The sequence below is a fragment of the Hamadaea sp. NPDC050747 genome, from assembly GCF_040654195.1.
GTDB lineage: Bacteria > Actinomycetota > Actinomycetes > Mycobacteriales > Micromonosporaceae > Hamadaea.
Genome location: NZ_JBFAHM010000002.1, coordinates 384013 through 404185, shown reverse-complemented (window position 1 = coordinate 404185; position 20173 = coordinate 384013). Strand labels below are relative to the sequence as shown.

Sequence of the window (20173 nt, the reverse complement as noted above, 5' to 3'; positions counted from 1 at the left end):
GCCCGCGGATTTCTAGCGTCGAGGGCATGAATTACGCGCAGATCCTGCTCATCGCCGCCCTCATCGTCTGGACCATGGTCCGCCGGATGGCCGGGCAGCCCGTCCAGAGCCGCCGGATGGTCCTCATTCCGCTCGGCGTGACGATCGCGGGAGTGGCCCAGCTCGACGGCGCATCGCTGCCCGCGATGGACGTTCTGCTGCTGGTGGTGCAGGCGGCGCTGTCGATCGGCCTCGGCCTCGCCCGGGGCGCGTCGGTCCTGGTGTACCTGCGAGACGGGGTGGCCTGGTGCCGCTACCGCTGGCTCACCATCGGGCTGTGGGTGGCGACCATCGGCGTACGCGTCGTCTTCGCCGTCCTCACCGGCGCGTTCCGGCCGGACGCGGCCGGTGGCACGATGGCGTCCCTGCTGATCGGGCTCGGCGTCGGACTGCTCGCCGAGGCGGCGATCGTGCTGTTCCGAGTCACCTCCAGCGACCTGCCACTGGCCTCGGACGGCCGGGTGGGGCGGGCCGGCCGTCGTCAGCCCATCCTGTAGAACAAAGATCATGGACTGGCGGTACGCCCAGCGACCACGATGGCTCACGACCGTCCGCGGTCTCGTGATCTTCGGGCTGATCACCGCGGGCACCGTCAGCAACGCGCCGGCCGGGAGCCTGCCCCTCACCTTCGCGGTCCTGACCGTCGTGGTGCTGGGCTGGCTCGGCTGGCTCTTCGGGCCGGGCACCGACCGGTGGCTGATCACGGGAGCGGTGACCGTCGGCGTGGGCGGCGTCGTGCTGTCGGTCACACCCAACGGAGTGGCCTTCGCCTTCGTGGTCGCCGCCTGCGTCCGCGTCGCCCGGCGGCTGCGCTCCGCACAGTCGCTCCTGGTCACGACCGGTCTAGCGGTGATCTTCGCGGCGGCCTGGCTGATCGCCGGGCGCGAACCGATCCTCCTGTCCGGCGGACTCGGCGTCCTGGCGATCTGTGAGCTGGCCGGGCTGGCTCGCCGCCAGACCGACCAGTTGCGCGAACAGAGCCAGCTCGCCCAGGCCGAACAGGCGCGGGCCGAGGCGCTGGCCCAGCGGGCGCAGCTCGCCCGCGAGGTGCACGACGTGCTCGCGCATTCCCTCGGGGCGCTGAGCGTCCAGCTCGAATCGGCCGACGCGCTGCTCGAACACGGCCGCGCCGAGCAGGCGCGCGATGCGATCGGCAAGGCCGGGCGGCTGGCCCGCGACGGGCTCGCCGAGACCCGCCGCGCGATCGGCGTCCTGCGCGGCGACTCGGTCCCGCTCTCCCAGCTGGTACGCGATCTCGCCGCCGGCCACGACGATCCGGTGGACGTGACGGTCGACGGCGAGGAGGTGCCCCTGCCTCCGCAGACGTCCCTCGCGCTCTACCGGGCGGCGCAGGAGTCGCTGACCAACGCCCGCAAATACGCCCCGGGCGCGACGGTCCAGATTCGGCTGACCTATACGCCGAAGCAGGTCGACCTGGCGGTGACCGACACCGGGCCGGGCCGGCCGACCGGGACGCTCGCCACGACCGGCGGCGGTTACGGGCTGACCGGCCTGCGAGAACGCGCCGAGCTGCTCGGCGGAGCGTTCACGGCGGGACCGGCTCGGTCGGCGGGTCCCGGCGGTGGCTGGGCAGTGGATGTCAGGATTCCCCTGTGATCAAGGTGGTGGTGGCCGACGACCAGACGACGATCCGGGAGGCGCTCGCGCTGATGCTGGACCTGTTCGACGACTTCGAAGTCGTCGGCGCGGCCGCCGACGGCGCGGAAGCCGTCCGGCTGGTCGCCGAGCACGGGGCCGACGTGGTCCTGATGGATCTGCGGATGCCGGGCACCGACGGTGTCGCGGCGACCGTCCGCCTGCGGCAGGAACATCCGGAGACCCGGGTCGTGGTGCTGACGACCTACTCCGACGACGCCGACGTCCTCGCCGGGCTGCGGGCGGGCGCCATCGGCTACCTCACCAAGGACGCCACCCGCAACCAGATCGCACAGGCGATCCGGGCCGCCGCCGAGGGCACGTCCGTCCTCGACCCCGAGGTCAGCCGAAAGCTGCTCGCCGCGGCCGGAGAGGCGCCGGCGGCGTACGCGGGGGAGCTGCCCGACGGGCTGAGCACGCGAGAGGCCGAGGTGCTGACGCTGATCGCGGCCGGCCTGGCGAACCGCGAGATCGCCGCCCGGCTGTTCGTCACCGAGGCGACCGTGAAGTCGCACATCAACCGCCTCTTCGCCAAGATCGGGGTCACCGATCGCGCCCAGGCCGTCCGGTACGCGTACCGGCACGGGCTGGCCGCCCCGGAGTGAGTGCAACCGGATCGCGGTCTGGGGCGTGTCGTGTTGGTATGGACTTCGGGGACTTCTACCAAGCGACTTCTCGCCGGACGCTGCGGTACGCGTACGGGCTGACCGGGAACCTGCACCAGGCCCAGGACGTGACGCAGGAGGCGTACGCCCGGGCGTGGCAGCGGTGGCGGCAGGTCAGCGGCTACGACGACGCCGAGGCGTGGCTGCGCGTGGTCGTCACCCGGCTCGTCCAGGACTGGTGGCGGCATCTGGGCGTACGCCGGCGCACCAGATTGGAGCCGGTGCTGCCCCAGCCCGCGCCGTCGGAGGACACCGTCCTGCTCACCACGGCGCTCAAGCAACTGCCGCCGGCGCAGCGACAGGCGTTGGCGTTGCACTACCTGCTCGACCTGTCCGTCGCGCAGATCGCCGCGGAGACCGGGGTCAGCGAAGGCACCGTGAAGTCCTGGCTGTCTCGGGGACGGGCCGGGCTGGCCGACAGCCTCCGGGAGGAGGCCGACGCCGCCGGCCTGCACGACGCCGGGAAGATCGCTGAGGCCGGGCGCCGCCGACGGCGTACCAAGGCGATCGCGACGGTGACCGCCGCGGGACTGGCCGTGATCGCGGTCGTGAGTCTCGCGGTGGCCGTCGTCCGCGGCGCGCGTCACGACCAGCCGGTCCACCCGAACCCCAGCACCACCGCCCACACGCTGCGACGGCTCGGTGAGCCGCTGCCCGGGTCGGCGCACGCTGCGGTGGAGGCGGACATGACCGGGGGACGGTTCTTCGTGGCGGTGGCCGACGCGAACGCCTTGACGGTGACCGCCCTGGACAGCGCGACCGGACGGCGCGTATGGCAGCGGCAGGTGCCGGGCCGGCACGACTCGATCGGCGGCATCGTGGCGACCGACGGTTTCGTCGTGATGTACACCTCGACGACGGCCGACGACGGGAACGGCGTGATCAGCAACCAGATGAGCGTCCTCGACCCCGGCACCGGTGAGGTCTGGTGGCAACGGCCGTTCGCGAATCCCGACGGCAACGGCCCCGCGATCGGCGAGGTCCCGATGGGCACGTCCCGTGAGGTGGCGCTCATCGGTGACCTGGACACCGGGAAGCTGACCGCGGTGAACTGGCGCACGGGAACGGTTCGCTGGACCTTGCCCGGCGACGGATCGCGGACGATTCCTGAAATCGCCCGGCGGGAGGACGGCTACTCGGGCTTCGGCGGTGTCGAGTACGACGCCACCGCCGCGAAGTCGATGCTTCGGTTGAGCCCGTCCGGTGAGCTGCGGCGGTACTCGCTGGCGAACGGCCAGTGGACCGAAGGCTGGAAGTCGGTGCCCTACTCGAAGTCGACCACCTATCTGGCCTACGGCGGCCGGCTGTATTTCACGACGGACACCCAACTGACGACCTTTCCCTTGTGGGACAACGGAAGCGGGCCGGTCGTGAGCTACACCGCGAACCCGGTCGCCCCAGGTACGCGGGAGACGCGCAGGCTGTGGAACCTGACGCCGTGTGGCGGGGACGCCATGTGCCTGATCGACGGCGGCAACCCGGAGGAGGAGCGCGGCCGCAATCCGTACGAGCTGGTCGCGGTCCACCCGTGGACCACAGCGAATCGCGTGGCGCTCGACCGGGACACGTTCATCAACACGGCGGGTCCGTACGTGCTGCTGTCGAGTGGAGGTGTCTTCGACACCGCGCTGCGCCCGATCGCGCCGCAGGGTCAGCGGACGGCTTGGCCGGTGCCGACCGGCACGGGCGAGGTGCTGCTGGTGGACCGCCGGACCACCGACCAGGGACGCTGGGAGCAGACGGCGTTGACCCTGTTCGACCCGGTCACTGCGCGGGCGGCGTCGCTGGGCACGATCGCCATGAACCCCAGCTGGGTGGCGACCGCGCCGGGCCGGCTTCTGGTCGAAACCGAAGCCGGCATCGAGCTGTACGCGTACTAGCCCCGTCGCTTCTGGCGGATGGGAGTCGCGGGCGTGTGGGCTGGGATTGGCTGCCTATGCTGAGGCGATGGTCACCGAGACCGTCCTCTCGCTACCGTTCGACGGCCGCTGGCTGGTGCAGAACAGCCCGGCCCGGCGTGTGCCCAGCCACGGAACCGATCTGCTGGGTGAGCGGTACGCCATCGACTTCGTCGGCGTCGACGATCGTCGTCGCACAGCGGATCGCACCGATTGGCGTACGGTGCTCAGCACCGAACCTCCGGAAAGATTCGTGTCCTTCGGCCGCCCGATCCTGGCCCCGGTGGACGGCATCGTCGTCGCGACGCACGACGGCGAAGCCGACCACGAGGCCCGGCGATCGCAACTGACCCTGATCCCGTACGCGTTGAGCCAGGCCCGCCGGCTACGCGAGGGCGTCGCAGCGATCGCCGGCAACCACGTGATCCTCGAACTTCGCGGGGGCGGCCTCTACGCGGCACTGGTGCACCTGCGGGCCGGCTCCTTCCGCGTCGCGCCCGGTGATCGCGTCACCACCGGGCAACCGCTCGCGGAGTGCGGAAACTCCGGCAACTCGACTCAGCCGCACGTGCACATCCAACTGATGGACGACCTCGATCTGAGCCGGGCGCGGGGTGTGCCGATGGTCTTCCGGGACTTCCGCGAGTGGCCACGCCGAGGTGAGCCGGTTGTCCGCGATCGCGGTATACCCGCAGAAGGCTCCGTCGTCGCGCCGGCCCGGGCAGACTCCGGCTAGCGACGTCCGCGCCACGAGGGCGGGGCGGCCGCCCCTGGGTTCGAGCCAGATCAGGGATGTGGGTCGAATCTTGGCCCAAGATTCGGCCGAGAACCCTGATCCAGCGCCTAACGGGAAGGAGAGGGGCGCCCCGCTGGCAGGCGGGACGCCCCCGGGAAACGGACCGTCAGCTCCCGGTGATCTGGAACGACGATCCCGGCTGGATGACGATGTTGCCGTCGGCGTTGCCGGTGCAGGTGACATTGCTGAGCACGGCGTTGCCGCGTGCCCCGCCCATCGCGTAGATCCCGGCGCCGTTGACCGATCCCTGTACGCGTACGTTGGTGATCTTCACGTTGGGCATGCTGCCGCCGCCCGTCTTGAACTGGATCCCGTCGTACGTCGAGTCGTAGATCTCGGTGTCGCGGATGGTCACTCCGACGATGTCGGTGGTCGACGCGAACAGGGTGATCGCGCCGAATTCCTGGGCTTCGCCCCAGAACACGCCGCCGGCCCGGTAGAGGGCGTTGTTGGCGACGGTCGTCGTTCCCGAGAACGGCAGCGGGCTGTGGTCGGTCGCCAGCATGATGCCCGGGTAGTTCATGGTGTCGAAGATCAGGTTGTTCTCGATCGTGTTGCCGTAGCCGCCGTAGATCGCCGCGCCGTTGGCCCGCCACGGCAGCTGGATCGTGTTGTTGGTGAAGTGGTTGTCGTGGCCGATGTCGACCGACTGGTCCTTGACGTACTGGTTGGCCCAGACCGCCAGGGAGTCGTCGCCGGTGGTGCGGAACGACGAGTTGAACACCGTCGAGTTGCGCGTGCCGTTGGAGAAGTTGATCCCGTCGGCGTACGTGTCGCGGATGCGCATCCCGCTGAACTGGAGCCCGTCACCGGGATTCCAGTACGCCGGGGTGTCGGAGTAGTCGCGGCCGACCCAGGCGCCGACGTTGACGTGTTCGATCCAGAGGTTGGCGACCTTGGTGTTCTTGCCGAACCGGCCGTTGAGGCCGTGGCCGCGGTTGGCCCGGTTCGTCGTCATCCCGAAGATCGCCAGGTCGGACAGCTGCACGTTGTCGTCGATGTCGAAGCCGACGTTGCCTTCGTGCGGGTGGTTGATGTTGCCGACCACGTTCTGCGGTTCGGTGTTGGTGTAGAGCGTGGTGTACCACATGCCCGCGCCCTTGATCACCGCGTTGCGGATGCCCTTCTGGTTGTACTGGTTGCGGGTCGGGTCGGGCGACAGGATCTTCTGCTCCTGCCGCCACTGCCCGGCCGGGATCCACACGCAGCTGATCACGCCGTTCTCGTCGTCGGTCACCGCTCGCTGGATCGCGCTGGTGTCGTCGAGCCCGTCGTTGGGGATCGCGCCGTACTGGGTGATCGAGGTGCATTCGGCCGGCTTGGTCAGCTCCGGCGCGACCTGCTCGAGGTCGATGAAGTCGACGATGTAGAAGGTCGCGGTGTCGCCCGAGTCCCGCTGGAGCCGGAACTTCGTCCCCGGCGGGTAGCTCGCCGACAGCAGCGCGTGCGATTCGTCGAACAGCCGGCGGGCGTTGGCCTGCGGCGAGTTCGACAGGCTCTCGGTGTCGTCTGTGGTGCCGTAGAGCCAGCTGTTGCGGGACGAGAGGGTGATCTTCTGGGCGAAGGTCCCGTTGATGTAGAGGCTGAGCGTCCGGTCGATGCCGCCGCCGCTAGGGGCGTCCGGGATCGAGTTGCGGACGACGATCGAGTTCGCCTGGTTCGTGGCGGTGAACTCGACGTACTGCCCGGTGTTGTCCAGGCGTACCGACTGCCGGCCGGAGGACTCGGTGGCGAAGTTGGTGTGCCCGAAGGTCCGCAGTGGATCGGCCGTCAGCAGGGTGCCCGAGTAGGACGCCGATTCGGCCTCGTACTCGGTGTAGGGCAGGGCAGCGCCCCGGCCGACCACGATGGCCTGGGCGAACGAGTTGTTGGTCTCGTTCGTCTCGGCCACCACGTCGGTGGCGTCCGCGGTCGCCGTGATCGTCGCGCCGCCCGCAGCCGCCGTCCAGGTGCCGGTCACCGGCACGGCGACGGTCGCGCCGGCCCCGACCGACGCGGTGTTCGTGTTCAGCGTCGTCCCGGCGACGGTCAGCCGGGTCACGCTCGTGACGCCGGTCGCGGTGGTGCCGCGGTTCTTCAGCGTGACGGTGAAGGAGACCGCCTGCCCGGCCGCAGGGTTCGCCGGGTTCGGGGCGATCCCGAGCACCTGCAGATCCGGGCCGGGCGCCTGAGCCACCACCATGCTGGTCGCGTTGGCGGCGCTGTTGTTGCCCTCATTCTTCTCGAACACGGTGTTCGTCGGATCGACCGTGGCGCTGACGGCGTACGTGCCCATCGCCAGGGTGCCGACGCTGACGCTGACCGGTGCGGAACCGCCGGCTGCGATAGCCGGAACGGTGACCGTCGCCTTCTGCGTACCGTTGAGGCCGAAGGCCAAGGTTGTGGCGGTCGAGGCCAGGTCACCCGCGTTGGTCACCGTCGCCGACAGGCTCACGCTGCTCGTCTCGTCCGGCGACGCGGGGCTCCAGGCCACGTTCGACACCGTCAGGTCCGGGTTCGGCGATGGCGTACCGCACACCTCCAGCTCCGCGACCTGGCCGGAGGGCGCCCCGGTGTTCGCGGTGAAGCGCAGCCGGATGTCCGCGGTGGTCGCGGTCACCGGCACGGTCACGGTGTTCGTTCCTTGCACGAAGGTGTACGCCGCCGCAGCGACCAGCGAGGTGTAGGTGGCCGACGCCTGATCGCGGCCGAACACCTGGAACGTCTGGGAGCGGGTGCCCCAGGCCGAGTCCGGGTTGAGTTTGACGGTGACGGACGAGACGGCGTGGTTGGCGCCGAGTGCGACGGTCAGATCCTGCGGGTAGGACGCGGCGCCCTCCCAGTAGGTCGTGACGTTGCCGTCGGTGGCCTTGTCCGGGGTGAACGTGAAGACCGAACCGGTCGCGGTCACCGGCTTGTTCAGTGCGACGTTCGAGCACGCCGGTGGCTGATGCCCGGTACGCGTGACGGTGTTGCTGTTGCCGGAGAGGTTTCCGGCGCCGTCCCGCGCGCGGACGTAGTAGGAGACGGTGGCGGTCGTCGGCTGGGTGTCCTGATAGGTCAGAACGGTGCCGAGCGTGGCGATCGCGGTGCCGCCCCGATACACGGTGTACCCGGCCAAGCCGCTGCCGCCGGTGTCGGTGGCCGCGCCCCAGGTCAGGGTGATCGTCGTGGCTGCCTCGGTGTAGGACAGGGTGCCCGGCACCGTCGGCGGCGTGGTGTCCGGGCTCGTCCCGGTACGCGTGACGGTGTTGCTGTTCGCCGAGACGTTCCCGGCGTTGTCCCGCGCCCGCACGTAGTACGACACCGTGGCCGTCGTCGGCTGGGTGTCCTGCCAGGTCGTGACTTGTCCGACGGTGGCGGCGAGGCTGCCGTCGCGGAAGACGTCGTATCCGGCGAGGCCGCTGCCGATGTCGGTGGACGCGCCCCAGGCCAGGGTGATCGTCGCGCCGGACTGTGTGAAGGAGAGCGTCCCGGGGACGGTCGGGGGCGCGTCGTCGACGACACCGGCGCTGTAGACCTCCAGCTCCGACAACTGCCCGGCCGGCCAGCCGGTGTTGGCGGTGATCCGCACCCGGACGTAACGGGCCGACACGGCGGTGAGGCTGATCGTGACCGAGTTCCCGGCGACCGACGGGTCGAAGGCGTACGCCGCCGACGCTTTCGCGGTGGTGTAGGTCGTGCCGTCCGTGCTCGTCTCGATCGACAGGGTCTGCGTACGCGTACCCCAGGTCGGCGGGAGCTTGAGCACGACCTTGCCGACCGAGACGGCCGAACCGAGGTCGACGCCGAGCCACTGCGGGAAGGCGTTGTTCGGGCTCTCCCAGTAGGTGGCCGGGTTGCCGTCGACGGCGTTGCCGGAGCCGTAGACGTCGGCGTGGCCGCTCTCGGTCGTCGGCCGGCCCTGCGCCAGGTTGCTCGCCGACGTGGTCGTCCCGTAGACCTCCAGTTCGGACAGTTGAGCGGCCGACCAGCCGGTGTTGGCCGTGACGACCACGCGTACGTAGCGGGTGGACGCGACCGCGAAGGACAGGGTCACCGTGTTGCCGCTCGCCGGGTCGAAGGTGTACGCCGCCGACGTCTTGAGGTCGGCGAAGCTCGTCCCGTTCGTGCTGCCCTGCACGGCCAGCGTCTGGGACCGGGCGCCCCAGCCGCTGGGCAGTTTGAGGACGATCTGGTCGACGCTGGTGACACTGCCGAGGTCGAGCTGGGCCCATTGCGGGAACGCGCCGCTGCTCTCCCAGTAGGTGGCAGGGTTGCCGTCGTTGAGGTTGCCGGCGGCGTACCCGCCGTTGGTGCTGCTGGCCGACGCGGTCTTGCCGAGCGAGAGGTTGGGTCCACCGGCGGCGTACGCGCCGGGCACCCAGCTCACGGTGGCGAGGGCGAGCGTGGCGACGACCGTTGTCGCCAGGCTACGGAGGAGTCGTCTCATCAGTGTCCCTTCACTGTGCCGGTCTTGCGGCCCAGCTGTCACAGATCGAACATTGAGTTGTCGAAATATTGCACTGATTGAGGCGAGAGGTTACCGAAGCGCCATCGGGGCGTCAACAGTTCGAAACACGTGCATGGAAAAGGCGGTGAACCCCCGATCGGGGTTCACCGCCGTCAGCTGTGCGAGCGAGGTCAGCCCGCGAGCCGGCCCTCGTCGGTCCGGTCCTCGTCGGCCGGATCGTCGTCGCGCCCGCGCAGGGCGTCGCGTACGTCGTCGCCGGCCTGCCCGAGCTTCGCCTTGGCCTGATCGGCCAGTCCCTCGGCCTGGAGACTGTGGTTGTCGGTCGCGTCGCCGACCTTCTCCTTGGCCTTGCCGATCAGCTCTTCGGCCTTGTGCTTGGCGTCGTCCACGGTTCCCATGGGAGTTCTCCTTCCTGCGTGCTCTCGGTGCCGGAGATATGCCCGCGGAAGGCGTCCGCTAATCGTCGTATGGATCACGTGGGGCGACGTCGCGAAGCCAGTCCGGGCGGATGCCCACGGCGTCGGGCTGCTCACCCCACTCGCAAGCCGGCCCGGTGTGCCCCTTGATGTCCAGGGTGGATGTCGCCGGGTCGGTGGCGAACCGCTCGAGATCGTCGGCGTACCGCAGGAGCAACGCGGTCCACGAGGGAGCGAGGACATCCCAGGTGGTGCACTCGGGATCGACGCGGAACACCTGGCCGGGCGTGCCGCCGCGGGGCGGGTCCAGGTCGAGCAGCCACCACACGTCGCCGTTCATCGTCCCGACCGCGATCCGGTTCTCGCCGGTCAGCGTCGGCCGCACCGGTCCGCTCACCCGGATCGACTTGTCGTCGATCTGGTACGCCAGCACGCCGGGATCGGTCCAAAGCGGATCGTCGTCGGAGTTGTCGCGCCACATCCGGGTGGCCTCGACGATCTCCTCGGTGGAGTAGAGCGAGTCGAGCGGGACGGCGCTGGGCGTGCTTCCCCCGGTCCCGTCGTGGATGCGCAGGCTCGCCCGGAAGTCGGGCGGCAGCGGCAGGCCCAACGCCGCCTCGACCGCGTCGATCGCCTCGTCGGAGGCGGGCGGCCGCAGCGACGGCACCGCCTCCGGCAGTACGCGCAGCAGCGCGGCCTCGATCCGGGCCCAGGCCTCGGCGACGGTCCGATCAGCGTCAGTGTGCGTCACGCCGGGCAGTGTAGCCGCGCATCCTGCTTCTGCGAGCCGGGGAGGATGGCGGGCCGGGTGTCGTTCCCGCCATCCTCGGCGTGCTGGGCGTACTAGGCGCTGCGGCGCGACAGGACCGGCAGACCCGCCGAGACCACCGCGAGGACCAGGCACAAGCCGACCGTGGCGGCGAGCGTCGGCCACGGGATCACCATCGGCACCGTCGCGCCGATCTGGGCCGACAGCCCGCGGGCCAGCGCTGCCAACGCGGCCACGGCGACGACCAGACCGAGCCCGCCGCCGATGAGCACGACGGCTGAGGTCTCGGCGCTCAGCATGCCGAGCACCTGCGCACGGGTGGCACCGGACAGGCGAAGCAACCGCAGATCCGCCGCTCGGGCGGCGCTCGCCATGACCATCGTGTTCACCACCGCCAGCAGGCCGAACCCGGCCGACACCCCGATCAGGACCACGGTGAACACCCACACCAGGCGGTCGTCGGCATCCGCGCTGGCCCGGGCGTACGCCTGCCCGGTGAGTTGCCGCGCACCGAGTCCGGTCAGCTCAGCGGGGTCGGCCCGATCACGGTAGACCGCCGCCGTCAGCGCCGACGGGTCCACCGCCCGGACGACGGCCCGATCGAGCAGGATGCCGGCCGGGCTCGGCCCGGTGGCCAGCACCGCCGTCACGACCAGCGAATACGACTGCCCGTCCGCTACCGTCACCGGATACGTGCCGCCGAGGGTCCAGCCACTCTGGTCGGCGTACCCGGCTGTGATCGCTGCCGGCAGACGCGTACTGCTGGACGATCGCTGGTGGATCGCGGCCAGGTCGCCGGAGCCGACGGTGAACAAGGCGTCCTCGGCGGCGCTGATTCCCGCTGCGGACAACGGTTCTGGTCCCGCGTACACGACGGTGGGCAAGAGGGACCGGCCCTCGGCGGCGGTGACGGCGGCGTCGGACAGGCCGGGTGTGTCGCTGGGCACGACGACGGCGACCGCCCCTGCGTCGGTGACCCGGCCGATGCCGTAGGAGGCGGTCGAGGTCTGGACCATCCCGCCGACGAGGACGGCGAAGGCCACGCTGAGCAGGATCGGCGCGGCGGTCGAGGCGGTACGCCGGGCGGCGGTGCGAGTGTGCTGGCGGACGAGGAGAGCCGTCGCGCCCCGACCCCGGGCGAACGGGACGGTCACCAGCCGGACGGCGGGCGGCAGGATCGCCGGGGCCAGCAGACTGCCCGCCGTCGTCAACGCCATCGCCGCGTACAAGGCGTAGGTGCCGAGGTCGGGACCGGCGGCGTCGGTGGCGGCCACGCCGAAGAGGACTGCGACGGCGAGCGCGACCAGGCCGGTCAGCCACCGCACCCGTCCCATCGGCCGATCGTCCAATGCGGACTCACGGAGCGCGTCGAGGGGACTGACCCGGGCCGCCCGCCAAGCGGCGGCGATCGCGCCGCACAGCGCGATCAGCGCCCCTGCGGCCACTGCCGCCAGCGGGATCCACAGCCGGTACGCCACCGTGAACGTCGCCGGTTCGAAGCCGGTATGCACGAGCCACCGTGCGACGGGGGACGCCGCCGCCAACCCCACCGGTACGCCGGCCAGCCCACCGGCGAGCCCGACGAGCACCACCTCACCGTGGATCATCCGCCGGACCTGCCGGGGAGCCGCACCCAGCAGCCGGAACAAGGCCAGTTCCCGGTGCCGACGGCGCGTGGCGAAGGCGAACGCCGACGCGACGATGAACACCGAGACGAAGGCACCCAACGCCGAGACGGCCAGCAGCACCTGCAGCCCGATCCAGCGCGTACGCGCATCGGCGGCAGGCTCCACCGCAGCCCGGCCGGAACCGTGCACGACTTCGCCGTCACGCCCGACGATCTCGGCGAGCGCGGCCGGGTCGACGGCTTTCGTGGTGAGCAGGCCGAGGAGGCGTACGCCGCCCGCCCGTTCGCGGGCCAGCGTGTCGCTCACCCACAGCCCCGGCGCGTCGACCGTGCCCGACACCGTGAACGTCTCCGGTCCCCGGGCGGTCAACAGGGTCACCACTGATCCGGGGGCGATTCCGAGCCGGCTGTCCACGACGACCTCGGCCGAGCCGCTCGGGCCGCGACCGGAGCGCAGCGCGTACGCGCCGAGGGCAGCGGCCGGCCAGCCCGACGCGTTCTGAACGTCGCCCACCGGTGCTCCGTCCCGCAGCAGCTGAGCGTAGAAGCGATGCTCGGCGACGACCCCGCGTACGCCGTCCACCCGGCTCAGCTCGGCGGCCATGGCGTCGGCGTGCTCGGCCGACCAGGGACGAGGCTCGGTGAACGCCTCGGCGTCGGTGGGTGGGATCGGGCGGACGAGTACGGGCGCGGCGGCGTACTGGTCGGGCAGCACCGGCTGAGCCGACGAGAGCAGCAGACCACAGACGGTGAGGACGGCGACCGCGACGGCGAGGGTCGCCGCGGTGCCGAGCAGGCTACGCCACCGTTGCCGCAGCGAGGCCAGCGCGATCATGCCCGCACCGTCCCCTGGACGAGCCGGGTCGCGATCTGCGCGGGATCGGCGCCGGTGATCTCGTCGACGAGCCGCCCGTCCGCCAGCACGAGTACGCGATCCGCGGCGGCGGCCGCGACCGGATCATGGGTCACCATCACGACGGTCTGGTCGTGGGTGCCGACGAGGCGGCGCAGCGCCGCGAGCACCACCCCGGAGCTGGTGCTGTCGAGCGCGCCGGTCGGCTCGTCGGCGTACAGGACGGCCGGTCGAGTGATCAGCGCCCGGGCGAGCGCCACCCGTTGCTGCTCACCGCCGGACAACTGGGCCGGGTAGTGCCCGGCCCGCTCGGCCAGCCCGACTTCGGCGAGCGCCCGGGTCACCTCCGCCGGATCGAGCCGGCGCCGGGCCAGCCGATGGGGCAGGCCGACGTTCTGCGCCGCGGTCAGTGCCCCGACCAGGTTGTACGCCTGGAACACGAACCCGATGCGGTCCCGGCGCAGCAGCGTACGGGCGTGCTCCGACAACCCGGCCAGCTCGGTGCCGCCGATCGTGATCGTGCCGCTGTCGGGAGTGTCCAGCCCGGCCGCACACTGCAGCAGCGTCGACTTGCCTGATCCGGACGCGCCCATGACGGCGGTGAAACTGCCCGCCGTGAACTCGGCGCTCACCCCGTCGAGCGCGGTCACCGCGGCGGAGCCGCTTCCGTACGTCTTGCGGACCGCCGTCAGGCGGACCGTCACCGTGGATGTCATGCCGATTACTCCACCGCGAGCGAGCCGCCGGCACATTGGTGCGCGAGCGAGGATCAGGACTACACCCAGCACTACTGTGCTCGGCGTTTGCGCAGGTTAGGGTTCGTGCCGTGAACGCGCGTACCGCCCTGTCCGCCGCCGCCTCGCCCCCGTGGCGGCTGGCGCGCTCGGCCTGGCCGTGGCGATCGCTGGCCTACCTGCTGACCGGGCTCGTCCCGGCCGCGCTGCCGCTCGCGCTGCTGGCCGGTCTCGAACTGCTTCATCCAGAGCCGATGGTGCTGGCGGGTCTGCTGCTGGTCGCGCTGCTGATCGTGGCGGCCGCCGGTCCCGTGCTGGCCGGATTCGAGCGGTGGCGTCTGCGGCTGGTCGACGCCCGGCCCCTGCCCGCCCGGCCGCCGATCCGGCTCGGCGAACCCGGCCTCTGGCGGGAGACCGGCTACGCCGTGCTCGGCGCGTGCGTCGCCTGGTGCCTCGATCTGGCCGTCATCGGGCTGTCGCTGTTCCTGCCGTTGCTGCTCATGTCGGCCCCGCTCCAGCCGACCGATCCCGGGGCGGAGCTGCCGGCCGCCCCGGCGACCCGTACGGCGCTGTTCGTCGCCGGGCTGATCCTGCTGCCGCTGACGGCGTACCCGATCACGGCGTGGGCCGGGGCGCGGGCGGCGATCGCCCGCGCGGTGCTGGCCCCGGCCGACGCCGCCCTGGCCGACGAACTCGTCGAGGTGATGCGGTCCCGAGTACGCCTCGTCGACGGGTTCGACTCCGAACGGCGACGCATCGAACGCGACCTGCACGACGGCGCGCAGCAGCGCCTGGTCGCGTTGAGCATGACGCTGGGCCTGACCCGGCTGCAGGTCGCCGACGACCATCCGGCCGCTGCCCTGCTCGACCGGGCCCGGGAGCAGACCGCCCAGGCCCAGGCCGAGCTGCGCGAGCTCATCCGGGGTGTGCATCCGCAGATCCTCAGCGACCGTGGGCTGGCCGCTGCCCTGCGCGACGTCGCCGGGCGGTCGCCGATCCCGGTCGACCTGCGCCTGCGCCTCGACGAGCGGCTGCCCGCGCCGGTCGAGATCACGGCGTACTTCGCGGTCTCGGAGGCGCTGGCGAACCTGGCCCGGCACAGCGGCGCCTCCGCCGGGTCGGTGTCGGCCTCGGTGCAGGAGGACACGCTGGTGGTCGAGGTGTCCGACGACGGGACCGGGGGAGCCGATCCGGCTCGGGGCACCGGTCTGACCGGGCTGGCCGACCGGGCCGCGACCGTCGGCGGGCGGCTCCTGCTCGCCAGTCCGGCCGGCGGCCCGACGCTGCTGCGAGTGGAGTTGCCGTGCGGGCGCTGACGATCGTGCTCGCCGAGGACTCGGTGCTCTTGCGTGAGGGATTGACCAGTCTGCTGCGGCATTTCGGCCACGATGTCGTCGCGGCGGTCGGCGACGCCGACGCGCTGCGCCATGAGGCGTTGGCGCGGCAGCCGGACGTCGTCGTCACCGACGTCCGCATGCCGCCCGGGTTCAGCGACGAGGGACTGCGGGCGGCGCTGTCCCTGCGGGCCGACCGGCCGCAGCTGCCGATCCTGGTGCTCAGCCAATACGTCGAGCAGACGTACGCCACGGAGCTGATTGACGCGGGCCGGTCGGCGGGCACCGGTTACCTGCTCAAGGACCGGGTCGGAGAGGTGGCCGAGTTCGTCGACGCGCTCGTCCGGGTGGCCGACGGGCACACCGTCATCGATCCGGAGGTGGTACGCCAGTTGCTGGACCGTCGCCGCGACCCGGTGGGCCGGTTGACTCCCCGGGAGCGGGAGGTGCTGGGACTGGTCGCCGAGGGCCGCTCGAACGCCGCCATCGCCCGCCGCCTCGTCGTGACCGAAGCCGCCGTCGCCAAGCACATCGCCGGGATCCTGACCAAACTCGACCTTCCGCCGGACGCCGACGACCACCGCCGGGTGCTCGCGGTGCTCGCGTACCTGCGGGCCTGATCCGGCGGCGGACTCAGCCCGGGAAGGGCGGCAGGACGGCGAAGCGGGGGTCCACCGTGACTTGAGCGGCCAGCTGCGCCAGCAGTTGACGGACTCGGCTCAGTGGATGCTGCGGGAACTGCGGGTCGTACGCGGGTGAGTCCGCCACGTGCGAGGGCAGGCCGCCGTCGCCCTCGGGTCCGTAGGGGTGCGGGTGGAAGTAGGCCGTCGGCCCGACCTGGGCCATCACCATCGCCTCCCGCATACCGGTGGTGCCCTGCTCAGCGGCCTGGACGCGCAGCACTGCGCTGCACCGGGACTTGGGCAGGATGTAGCTGCCGAGGAACGCCTGACCGTGCTCCTGATGCTGCAGCTTCACCTTCACGATCTGGCGCAGCGCGGGCTGGCCGCCGAGCGGCACCACGTCGGCCTCGATCAGCGCCCCACCCTGCTGCGCGGTCAGTCTCGCCAGCCCACGTCGTAGCGACGGCAGGTCGGTGAGGGCGGCCGGCAGGTCCGGCACGAGGCCGAAGAAGACCGGCTGGATGATGATCCGCTCGTCGTTGGCCCAGGTGTTTTCGGCGACCGGAGCGAAGCCGGGCAGGAGGAACTGCTGAAAGGGGTGCATGCGACGTGATCGTGCCAGATCTTGGCCCATCCGGGCGCGCGGGCTGCCCTTGACATGTGGACGTAGGTCTATCATTCTCTGCGAGAGAGCGCTCTCCAGCATGATCCGCCGGTTTCCCGACCGGTCGTCCCCGCACGCCCCGGCGGTCGGCAGCGACGCCGCCGCCGGGCGTACCCGCACACCGGGAGATGCCCATGAGCCTCCGCCCAGGCCTGCTCCGCCCACCCCGCAGACGTCCACGTTGGATGGTGCTGCTCGCGTCCACCGTCCTCGTCGCGGCCACCTCTCTGATCAGCGCGGCCCAACCCGGTCACGCCGCGTCCGTCCTGCTGTCGCAGGGCAAGCCGGCCACCGCCTCCACCGCCGAGAACGCCGGCACCGCCGCGAGCGCGGCCGTCGACGGCGACACCGGTACGCGGTGGTCGAGCGCGTTCAGCGATCCCCAGTGGCTCCAGGTCGACCTCGGCGCCACCGCCACGATCGACCAGGTGATCCTGCGCTGGGAGGCGGCGTACGCGACCGCGTTCCAGGTGCAGGTGTCGGCCGACGCCGCGACCTGGACCTCGATCTACTCCACGACCAGCGGCACGGGTGGCACCCAGACCCTCACCGTCGCCGGAACCGGCCGATACGTCCGGATGTACGGCACCGTCCGGGCGACCGGCTACGGCTATTCGCTGTGGGAGTTCCAGGTGTACGGGACGGCCGGGTCCGGCAGCTGCGGCACCGCCAACGCGGCGCTGAACAAGACCGCGACCGCCTCCTCCACGGAGAACGCCGGCACCCCGGCGTCGGCCGCCGTCGACGGCAACACCGGAACACGGTGGTCCAGCGCGGCGAGCGACCCGCAATGGCTCCGGATCGACCTCGGCTCGTCGCAGAACGTCTGCAAGGTCGGGCTGAGCTGGGAGGCGGCGTACGCGACGGCGTTCCAGATCCAGGTGTCGGCCGATGGCGCCACCTGGACGTCGATCTACTCGACGGCCACCGGAACCGGTGGTTCGCAGAGCCTCACCGTCACCGGGACCGGCCGCTACATCCGCATGTACGGCACCGCCCGGGGCACCGGCTGGGGCTATTCGCTGTGGGAGTTCACGGTCAACACCACCGGCGGTGGCGGAGGCGGCGGGGGAGTACCCGGCCCGATCATCTCCCAGTACGCCCCGGTGAAGGCGTCCTCCTACGAAGGCGGCAACGCTCCCGCAGCCGCCCTCGACGGGCGTACGACGACCCGGTGGAGCAGCGCGTTCGGCAGTGATCCGCAGTGGATTCAGGTCGACCTCGGCGGCACCGCGTCGATCACCGGCGTCGTGCTCAACTGGGAGTCGGCGTACGCGTCGGCGTACCGGGTCGACGTGTCGGCCGACGCCACGACCTGGTCGACGATCTACTCCACGACGAGCGGGCACGGCGGCATCGAGAACCTCGGCATCACCGGGAGCGGCCGCTACATCCGGATGTACGGCACGGCTCGGGCGACCGGCTACGGCTACTCGCTGTGGGAGTTCGAGGTGCACGGCTCGGTCGACACCAGCGCCACGACTCCGCCGATGTTGTCCGGCCCGACCAAGCCGCCCGCGACCACCGGCCAGTTCGCGCTGTCCGCCCCGGCCGACGCGGCGATGATCACCACCCGGCGGCCGGCGTTCAGCTGGGCGGCGGTGTCCGGTGCGGTGCGGTACCAGGTCTGGATCAACCTCAGCCGGACCGACTACGACTTCAGCGCCACCGGCAACCTGCTCGACCTCTACACGAAGGTCGCCGAGCCGACCGGGACCAGCTACACCCCGAACTGGGACCTGCCCGACCGGTGGACCTACAAGTGGTACGTCACCTCGGTGTCCGGCAGCGGCGCGACCACCACGTCGGCCATCCGGACGTTCAGCGTCTACGTTCCCGTGCTCGCCTCGGGCGACGGCGTGAACATCGTCAACGGCAGCCGGGATCTCAACAAGAACGGCACCATCGAGCCTTACGAAGATTGGCGTCTGCCCGTCGCGACCCGGGTCAACGATCTCCTGTCCCGAATGACGCTGACGGAGAAGGCGTACCAGATGTTCTACAACGCCCAGGCCTTCCCGCAGTCGGGCTGGCACTTCGGCCCGGCGCAGGCCCCCGACCTGGACTCCTACCTGAGGGCCTCGGCCGCGACGCGGCTGGGCATTCCATTCATCTCGGCCGGGGACACCATCCACGGCTACCAGACGACCTACCCCACCCAGAGCGCGCTGGCCGCGAACCGTGACTACCTGCTCGACTACAAGCTGGGCGACGTGCAGCGCCGCGAGCAGCTCGAAGTCGGCACGCGCGGGGTCCTCGGCCCGTTGGCCGAGGTGGGCACGAAGGTGATCTACCCGCGGATCCAGGAAGGCAACGGGGAGAACGCCGACGTGGCCGCCGCCCAGGTCCGGGCACTGGTCGCCGGACTGCAGGGCGGCCCGGAGCTCAACCCGAAGTCGGTGCTGGCGACGGTCAAGCACTGGCCCGGCGAGGGCGCGGGCGGCGAAGCGGGCATCACCTACGACGCGGTCACCATCAAGTACCACATGATCCCGTTCCGGGCCGCGATCGAGGCCGGCGCGGTCAACATCATGCCCGGGTACGCCGGAAGCTCCTTCCTGGACCCGGGCGGCCCTGGTGCGGGCAACAGCGCGCCGATCCTGAACTACCTGCGCACCAACCTCGGCTACACCGGTCTGATCACGACGGACTGGCTGCCCGCCGGGGATCCGTGGATCTCCGCCGCCAACGCCGGGTCGGACGTGATGGGCGGGGCGGACCCGGGCGCGACCGGCTTCTCGATGGCCACCTTCACCTCCAGCGTCCCGGCGAGCCGGATCGACGACGCCGTACGCCGAATCCTCACGCTGAAGGTCAAGCTGGGCCTGTTCGAGAACGCGTACGGCGACCCCGTGAACGGGCCTTACCGGATGCACCAGCCCGCGTACGCCCAGCTGGCCAACCAGGCCGCGCGGGAGTCGATGACCCTGCTCAAGAACACCGGCGCCGTCCTGCCCGTACGCCTCAACGCCGGGGACAACGTCGTCGTCACCGGCGCACGGGCGGCTGACGGGCTGGCCTGCTGCGTCTGGACGAGCTACTTCCATCAGGAGTACGGCTCGATGACGTTCTTCGACGCCATCAAGGCCAGGGGAGCGGCGGCTGGGATCAACGTCTACCAAGACTCCGCGCCGACGAAGCCGAAGCTGGCGATCGTGGCGGTCGGCGAACCCTCCTACACCCATGCCACCGCGTGGGCGAAGGAACAGCCGTACATTCCGGCCGACCAGGTCGCGCTGATCCAGAACTACAAGAATCAGGGCATCCCGGTCGTCGTCCTGCTCGTCCTGCCCCGGCCCTACGTGATCAGCGACTGGAACGGCCTGGCCGACGCCATCGTGGTCACCTACCGAGGCGGCGAGGAGATGGGCCCGGCCGCGGCGAGCCTGCTGTTCGGCGACTACACGCCGCGCGGCCGGCTGCCCTGGCAACTGCCGCGCACGCTGGACCAGGTGCTCAAGCCCGGCGGCACCGACGTGCTCGCCGACGCGAACGAGCACTGGGACGTGCCCTACGACCTCGGCGCGACCGACGCCGAGATCTCCTCGATCCGCACCTACATCACCAACGGGCAGACGGTGCCGACGACCTTCGGCAACCCGCTCTACCCCTACGGCGCCGGCCTGCAAGGCTGGTGACCGCTCGCGTCTCGCACGCCGCATGATCA

General features: G+C 71.0%; 14 protein-coding genes. 8 read left to right on the top strand and 6 right to left on the bottom strand.

Features of this window, described 5'->3' with window-relative positions:
• Positions 1–26: 26 nt before the first annotated feature.
• The 5 genes from AB0H43_RS05200 to AB0H43_RS05180 all read left to right on the top strand — a co-directional run bounded on the left by AB0H43_RS05200 (position 27) and on the right by AB0H43_RS05180 (position 4994).
• Positions 27–536 (top strand): DUF1453 domain-containing protein, encoded by a 510-nt coding sequence (locus tag AB0H43_RS05200; RefSeq protein WP_359996759.1) that lies wholly within the window; start codon positions 27–29, stop codon positions 534–536.
• 10 nt (positions 537–546) lie between these two features.
• Positions 547–1656, top strand: coding sequence for a histidine kinase (locus AB0H43_RS05195; RefSeq protein ID WP_359996756.1), 1110 nt, complete (start codon positions 547–549; stop codon positions 1654–1656).
• Entirely contained in the window at positions 1653–2300 is a 648-nt protein-coding gene (locus AB0H43_RS05190) for a response regulator transcription factor (RefSeq protein WP_359996753.1), read from the top strand. The genes AB0H43_RS05195 and AB0H43_RS05190 overlap by 4 nt, the downstream gene beginning before the upstream one ends.
• A gap of 38 nt (positions 2301–2338) precedes the next feature.
• The gene (locus tag AB0H43_RS05185; RefSeq protein ID WP_359996750.1) at positions 2339–4240 is read left to right on the top strand and encodes a sigma-70 family RNA polymerase sigma factor; all 1902 of its coding nucleotides are present in this window, start codon (positions 2339–2341) and stop codon (positions 4238–4240) included.
• A gap of 67 nt (positions 4241–4307) precedes the next feature.
• Positions 4308–4994, top strand: coding sequence for a M23 family metallopeptidase (locus AB0H43_RS05180; RefSeq protein WP_359996749.1), 687 nt, complete (start codon positions 4308–4310; stop codon positions 4992–4994).
• A gap of 166 nt (positions 4995–5160) precedes the next feature.
• Here AB0H43_RS05180 and AB0H43_RS05175 read toward each other — a convergent pair whose 3' ends face one another.
• From AB0H43_RS05175 to AB0H43_RS05155, 5 genes are all read right to left on the bottom strand, one after another.
• Positions 5161–9465, bottom strand: a complete 4305-nt coding sequence (locus AB0H43_RS05175; RefSeq protein WP_359996746.1) for a discoidin domain-containing protein — start codon at positions 9463–9465, stop codon at positions 5161–5163.
• Between the two features lie 191 nt (positions 9466–9656).
• Positions 9657–9884, bottom strand: coding sequence for a CsbD family protein (locus AB0H43_RS05170; RefSeq protein WP_359996744.1), 228 nt, complete (start codon positions 9882–9884; stop codon positions 9657–9659).
• A 58-nt stretch (positions 9885–9942) separates the two neighbouring features.
• Complete coding sequence (locus tag AB0H43_RS05165) at positions 9943–10653, bottom strand: SMI1/KNR4 family protein (protein ID WP_359996741.1); 711 nt, start codon at positions 10651–10653, stop codon at positions 9943–9945.
• Positions 10654–10745: 92 nt separating this feature from the next.
• Positions 10746–13133 (bottom strand): FtsX-like permease family protein, encoded by a 2388-nt coding sequence (locus tag AB0H43_RS05160; RefSeq protein WP_359996738.1) that lies wholly within the window; start codon positions 13131–13133, stop codon positions 10746–10748.
• Complete coding sequence (locus AB0H43_RS05155; protein ID WP_359996735.1) at positions 13130–13867, bottom strand: ABC transporter ATP-binding protein; 738 nt, start codon at positions 13865–13867, stop codon at positions 13130–13132. Before AB0H43_RS05155 ends, AB0H43_RS05160 begins: the two co-directional genes overlap by 4 nt.
• Positions 13868–13977: 110 nt before the next feature.
• Here AB0H43_RS05155 and AB0H43_RS05150 point away from each other — a divergent pair, with 110 nt between their 5' ends.
• Both AB0H43_RS05150 and AB0H43_RS05145 read left to right on the top strand, forming a co-directional pair.
• Entirely contained in the window at positions 13978–15201 is a 1224-nt protein-coding gene (locus tag AB0H43_RS05150) for a histidine kinase (RefSeq protein ID WP_359996732.1), read from the top strand.
• A gap of 2 nt (positions 15202–15203) precedes the next feature.
• Positions 15204–15839 (top strand): response regulator transcription factor, encoded by a 636-nt coding sequence (locus AB0H43_RS05145; protein ID WP_359997415.1) that lies wholly within the window; start codon positions 15204–15206, stop codon positions 15837–15839.
• Between the two features lie 13 nt (positions 15840–15852).
• Here the strand turns inward: AB0H43_RS05145 and AB0H43_RS05140 are convergent, their stop codons facing one another.
• A complete protein-coding gene (locus tag AB0H43_RS05140; RefSeq protein ID WP_359996729.1) occupies positions 15853–16446 on the bottom strand; it encodes a hypothetical protein in 594 nt (197 codons plus the stop codon).
• A gap of 245 nt (positions 16447–16691) precedes the next feature.
• Between AB0H43_RS05140 and AB0H43_RS05135 the strand changes: the two genes are divergently transcribed.
• Entirely contained in the window at positions 16692–20144 is a 3453-nt protein-coding gene (locus AB0H43_RS05135; RefSeq protein WP_359997412.1) for a discoidin domain-containing protein, read from the top strand.
• Positions 20145–20173 lie beyond the last annotated feature (29 nt).

Excerpts from the sequence above, each read along its gene's own strand:
- AB0H43_RS05200 (WP_359996759.1), top strand. The coding sequence starts at position 27 with ATGAATTACGCGCAGATCCTGCTCATCGCCGCCCTCATCGTCTGGACC.
- AB0H43_RS05195 (WP_359996756.1), top strand. The coding sequence starts at position 547 with ATGGACTGGCGGTACGCCCAGCGACCACGATGGCTCACGACCGTCCGC.
- AB0H43_RS05185 (WP_359996750.1), top strand. The coding sequence starts at position 2,339 with ATGGACTTCGGGGACTTCTACCAAGCGACTTCTCGCCGGACGCTGCGG.
- AB0H43_RS05180 (WP_359996749.1), top strand. The coding sequence starts at position 4,308 with ATGGTCACCGAGACCGTCCTCTCGCTACCGTTCGACGGCCGCTGGCTG.
- AB0H43_RS05175 (WP_359996746.1), bottom strand. The coding sequence starts at position 9,465 with ATGAGACGACTCCTCCGTAGCCTGGCGACAACGGTCGTCGCCACGCTC.
- AB0H43_RS05170 (WP_359996744.1), bottom strand. The coding sequence starts at position 9,884 with ATGGGAACCGTGGACGACGCCAAGCACAAGGCCGAAGAGCTGATCGGC.
- AB0H43_RS05160 (WP_359996738.1), bottom strand. The coding sequence starts at position 13,133 with ATGATCGCGCTGGCCTCGCTGCGGCAACGGTGGCGTAGCCTGCTCGGC.
- AB0H43_RS05155 (WP_359996735.1), bottom strand. The coding sequence starts at position 13,867 with ATGACATCCACGGTGACGGTCCGCCTGACGGCGGTCCGCAAGACGTAC.
- AB0H43_RS05140 (WP_359996729.1), bottom strand. The coding sequence starts at position 16,446 with ATGCACCCCTTTCAGCAGTTCCTCCTGCCCGGCTTCGCTCCGGTCGCC.
- AB0H43_RS05135 (WP_359997412.1), top strand. The coding sequence starts at position 16,692 with ATGGTGCTGCTCGCGTCCACCGTCCTCGTCGCGGCCACCTCTCTGATC.